Source organism: Streptomyces roseoverticillatus (assembly GCF_000719265.1).
Classification (GTDB): domain Bacteria; phylum Actinomycetota; class Actinomycetes; order Streptomycetales; family Streptomycetaceae; genus Streptomyces; species Streptomyces roseoverticillatus.
Genome location: NZ_JOFL01000055.1, coordinates 1 through 4995, shown reverse-complemented (window position 1 = coordinate 4995; position 4995 = coordinate 1). Strand labels below are relative to the sequence as shown.

The 4995-nt window shown below is 69.3% G+C and carries 4 protein-coding genes and 1 pseudogene; all 5 read right to left on the bottom strand.

Annotation, left to right across the window (positions count from 1 at the left end):
- On the bottom strand, window positions 1-319 hold a 319-nt coding region (locus IF61_RS0131710), incomplete at its 3' end, for a roadblock/LC7 domain-containing protein (protein ID WP_043191717.1).
- Between the two features lies 1 nt (window position 320).
- Window positions 321-3512, bottom strand: coding sequence for a nitrate- and nitrite sensing domain-containing protein (locus tag IF61_RS0131705; protein ID WP_030370005.1), 3192 nt, complete (start codon window positions 3510-3512; stop codon window positions 321-323).
- Window positions 3513-3885: 373 nt separating this feature from the next.
- Window positions 3886-4259 (bottom strand): annotated as a pseudogene (locus IF61_RS0131700) (GTP-binding protein).
- 52 nt (window positions 4260-4311) lie between these two features.
- Entirely contained in the window at window positions 4312-4719 is a 408-nt protein-coding gene (locus IF61_RS0131695; RefSeq protein ID WP_030370003.1) for a DUF742 domain-containing protein, read from the bottom strand.
- A 104-nt stretch (window positions 4720-4823) separates the two neighbouring features.
- On the bottom strand, window positions 4824-4995 hold a 172-nt coding region (locus IF61_RS0131690), incomplete at its 5' end, for a roadblock/LC7 domain-containing protein (protein WP_030370002.1).

The following is a 4995-nucleotide window of genomic DNA, read 5'->3' as shown; positions in this document are numbered from 1 at the left end:
CGCACTCGGGGTGTGCCAGCACGGCCAGCGAGGATCCGTCGGAGACGGACATGATGAAGAGGAAGCCGCGCTCCATTTCGACCACGGTCTGGTTGACGGCGCCGCCTTCGAAGATGCGGGAGGCTCCGGCGGTCAGCGAGGTCAGGCCGGAGGCAACGGCCGCCAGCTGGTCGGCGCGGTCCCTCGGGAACCCTTCGGACATCGCCAGAAGGAGTCCGTCGGCGGAGACCACGACGGTGTGGGACACCCCTGGGGTGTTCTCCACGAAACTGGTGATCAACCAGTTCAGGTTCTGCGCCGCCTGGCTCATCGGGCTCACACTAACGCTCCTGATCGTAGGTGCCGCCGGGGCCGAAGCCCTGGTCGTGTTGCTCATGCTGCTGTGTGGTGGCCGAACCGCTGTCGGCTCCCACGGTGCGCCCCTGCTGGACGCCGCGGCGGAGATTGCTCAGCCGGCCGCGTACGTCCTCAGGGGCACGGGATATCTGGGGTCCGCCCTGCGGCGTCTGCGCCGCCTTGCCCTCGATCAGATTGGCCTTGGGCACTCGGCGGGGCAGTCCGGAAGGGGTCACTCCACCGGCTTTCGGATCCCGGAGCTGCTCGGCACGCTGCCAGCGCTCGTCGTTTTCCGATCGCCAGTCGGGGTTGTCACCCTCGTGAGGCTGCTGTGGGACGTCCTGCTGGGGCTGCTCCGGTTCGCCGGCCCCCGCGGCCTCTTCGACAGACTCGGACTGCTGCCACTGCGTCGCGCGGCGCGGCAGACCGGACCCGGTCAGCGAGTGGGAGCCGCTCGAAGCGGGGCCCGGACGGTCGAACTCTACGCGCTCGGGCTGCGCCGTGTCAGCGGGCGGCAGTGATTCCGAATCCGCACCGTAACCCTGCTGCATGCCGTCCTGGTACGTACCAGGCTGCTGCCAGACGTCGCTCCGGGTCTGACCGGTGGTCTCCCCGTACGACTGCTGCTGCGGGTAACCGGCGTCCGCGTAGCCCTGCTCGGCGTACTCCTGCTCCGGGTAACCGGAGTCCTGGTAGCCGGCTTGCGCCTGCTGCTCGTACGACCGGTCGTACGACTCCTCGTACGGCTGGTCGCCGATCGCCGGGAACTGCTCGGTGTGCTGGTGACCCTGCTGCTCGTACGGCTGCTGCTCGAACTGCGGCTGCTGCTGCTCGTGCTGCTGGGGCACCTCGTCGCGGAACAGCGGGCGGTTGTCGGACGCGGCCTCCAGCGCCGCGCGCCGCTCCTCGCGGAGCCGCGAACGGTTCACCGGGTCGAGCGGGGCGTTCGCCGTGCTGCCCTGCTGGTCGTAGCGGGAGTCGTCGAAGCCCAGCTCCGCCGCGGTCCGCATGCGGCCCATGGCGGGCGCCTGACCGGGCTGCGGCTGCTGCGGCTGCTGCGGCTGCTCCGGGACCATCTGCGAGACCGTGAAGCTGTCGGGGGACAGCTCGTCCTCGCCACCGCCACCGTGGGTGATCCGGTCCGGCAGCATGACCAGCGAGGTCGTGCCGGCCTGCTCGCCCGAGGGACGCAGCTGGACCCGGATGCCGTGCCGCCCCGCCAGGCGGCCGACCACGAACAGGCCCATGCGCTGGGAGATCGCGGCGTCCACGGTCGGCGGGTTGGCCAGCTTGTGGTTGATGTCCGCGAAGTCCTCGGCGGTCAGGCCGATGCCCTTGTCGTGGATCTCGACCATCACGCGGCCGTCGGGCAGCCGCGTCGCGGTGACGCGCACCTTGGTGTGCGGGGAGGAGAACGTGGTGGCGTTCTCCAGGAGCTCGGCCAGCAGGTGGACGAGGTCGGTCACGGCGAGGCCGTGGATGTCCGCCTCCGGGACGCCCGAGAGCTCGATGCGCTCGTAGGCCTCCACCTCGGAGGAGGCGGCGCGCAGCACGTCCACCAGCGGGACCGGCTGGTCCCAGCTGCGGCCGGGCTCCTCGCCGGCGAGGACCAGGAGGTTCTCGCCGTTGCGGCGCATGCGGGTGGCCAGGTGGTCCAGGCGGAAGAGGTTCTCCAGCTGGTCCGGGTCCGCCTCGTGCTCCTCGAGCTCCGTGATCAGGGTCAGCTGACCCTCGATGAGGCTCTGGTTGCGGCGCGAGAGGTTGGTGAAGATCGCGTTGACGTTGCCACGGAGCAGGGCCTGCTCGGCGGCGAGCCGGACGGCCTCGCGGTGGACCTGGTCGAAGGCGCGGGCGACCTCGCCGATCTCGTCCCGGGTGGTGATCGGGATCGGCTGGACCCGGGTGTCGACCCGGCCCGGGTCGGTCCGCGACAGCTGGTCAACCAGCGCCGGCAGGCGCTGCTCGGCCACGTCGAAGGCGGCGCGCCGCAGGTGGCGCATGTTGCGGCTCATGGAGCGGGCCATCATGCCGGCCACGAAGAAGGCGAGCAGCAGGGCCACGACCATGATCGAGGAGTTGACGATCGCGTCGCGCTGGGCGTCGGAGGAGATCTTCTCGGCCTCGTCCACCGCCTTGTCGGTCAGGTACGTCTCGACCGAGCGGTACGCGTCGAACTTCGCCGTGGAGGCGTCGAGCCAGCCGTCGGCCGTGATGCCCGCGGTCTCCAGCTGCTTCTGCGTCTTGCCGGCCATGATGGCGCCGGCGATCTTCTCCTGCTCCGACGACTTCGCCTTCGTGGCGATGGCGTCGTTGAGCCGGCTGATGTCGTCCTCGGTGCCGCTCGCGTCGTACTCGGCGCGGGCGATGTACTCGAGGAAGTAGTAGGAGGAGAACGACGTCCGCTGGAGCTGCTGCTCCTTCGGGTCGGCGTTGCCCTCGACGAGCAGGTGGGTGCCGATGGAGCGCTGCAGCGACTCGGCGGCCTTGGCCAGCGAGACGGCGTAGACCATGCGGCCGTACGAGACGACGTTGTCGGTGCCCAGACCGGAGCCCAGCTCGTTGGCGAAGGCCATGAGGGGACGCTGGATGGCGCCGTAGCCGTCCTCGGTCTTCACCCCGGGCAGCTTGGATGTGTAGGCGGCCTTGCGGAGGTCGGGCAGGGTGGCCTCGGCCTCGCGGAAGAGCTTGATGCGGCGGCGCAGCGCCGGCGTGTCCGGCATGTCCTTGACGGTCTTGTCGAACTCCGCGCGGGCGGCGTCCGTCGCGTCCTGGGTCTTCTTGATGACCGGGTCGTCGCGGTGACCAGTCAGGAGCGGCTTGGCCGTCAGGTCGCGCTCGTCGATCACCGCGTGGGCGTAGGTGGCCGCGGAGCGCACCACTCGCGCGGTGTTCGCGGCGTCCTTCGCCTCCTCCCAGGTGTCGACCGATCCCTTCACGTCGAGGCCGCCGAAGACGAGGGCCACGATCACGGGGATGAGCAGGATCGCGTTCAGGCGGGTGGGCACCCGCCAGTTGCGGGGTGAGAACCGGCCGCCGGAGCCCGCGGCGGGAGCCGGGGTCTCGGGCACGCCGGAAGCAGGGGAAGCCGAAGGCGGCACCGCTGCGCGTGACGGCGGGGTGAAGTTGCCTCGCCCGTCCTGCGTCTGCTGTGCGGCGCCCGTCTTTCTGCGCGTCACTCGACCAAAACCTCTCGGCGTCGGCACCCTGGGTGTGTGCCGTTTTTCGAACTGAGCCGTTACTGCTCAGTTCCTGGAATTCCAGCACGTCGGGGGTGCGCATTCCAAACAGCGGGGGCTCCCGCCAGGCCACTCGATTTGCCCGACATAAAACGGGCATTAAGAGCGAGCGGCGCCAAATGGCGGGCGACATGTGCGCAGAGTGAAGTCGGCCGAACGCGGTCTGTTGCCGCGTCCGGCCGATTCTCTGTCGAAACGTTATGAACTCCGGGCCGGGTCGTGTCCAATGCCACAACCCCGGGACGGCGTCGTACGGGGCAATGTACGTGACGCGTGACGTGCCGGAAGTTTCTGACGAACAGCCACCGAAGAGCTACTTCAGCCGGGCCATCAGAGCGTGCTCGACCAAAGTGATCAGCGTGCTCTTCGCCTCGTTGCGAAGCAGTCGGCGAGTCGGCGGGTGTCGACCAGGACGACGGCGCCGATGGCGCCGCGCACGAGGTCGTCCCACATGAACCAGAAGCGGTCCTGACCGGGCGTACCGAACAGATAGAGGATCAGGTCGTCATCGAGGGTGATACGGCCGAAATCCATCGCCACGGTCGTCGTGGTCTTGTCCTGAACGTGGCTCAGATCGTCGATCCCCGCCGAGGCGGAGGTCATGACGGCTTCGGTGCGCAGCGGACTGATTTCCGAGACCGCACCGACGAACGTGGTCTTGCCCACGCCGAAGCCGCCCGCCACCACGATCTTCGCGGAGGTGGTGGAACGGCCCGTGCCGCCACCACCCATCCCCCCGCTAGAGCTTCCGAAGTCCACTGAGCACCCTTTCGAGCAGTGTCACATCCGGCGTCCCGCCGGACTCGCCGCTGCCGCCCGGCTGGTGGATCGCCACCATGCCGGCCTCCGCCAGGTCCGCGACCAGAATGCGCGCCACGCCGAGCGGCATGTTCAGCAGCGCCGAGACCTCGGCGACCGACTTGACCTCGCGGCACAGGTGGCAGATGCGCTGGTGCTCGGGGAGCAGGGTCCCGAGCACGGCCGGGTCGGCCGTGGAGCTGACCAGCGCCTCGATGGCCAGCTGGTAGCGCGGCCGGGTGCGGCCGCCCGTCATGGCGTAGGGGCGGATCAGCGGCTCTTCGCCTTCACTCCCGTACGGCGCGTGATGAGAGGCACCGTACGGGCCGGGCGAGGCGGGCGGGGTCATGAATCCTCCGGACGGGACAGCAGGACTGGCAATAATGCCGTCGAGCGCGGGCCGGTGGGGGGTTTTCGGCCGTACGGTCGGACGGGATCAGCAGGAAACATCGGTCAGTTCAGCAGGCTGCCCTGGAGCTCGGCGCGGAGGTCCGGGGTGAGGACGTTGCCCGCGCGGTCGACGAGGAGGGCCATCTCGTAGCCGACGAGGCCGATGTCGCACTCGGGGTGTGCCAGCACGGCCAGCGAGGATCCGTCGGAGACGGACATGATGAAGAGGAAGCCG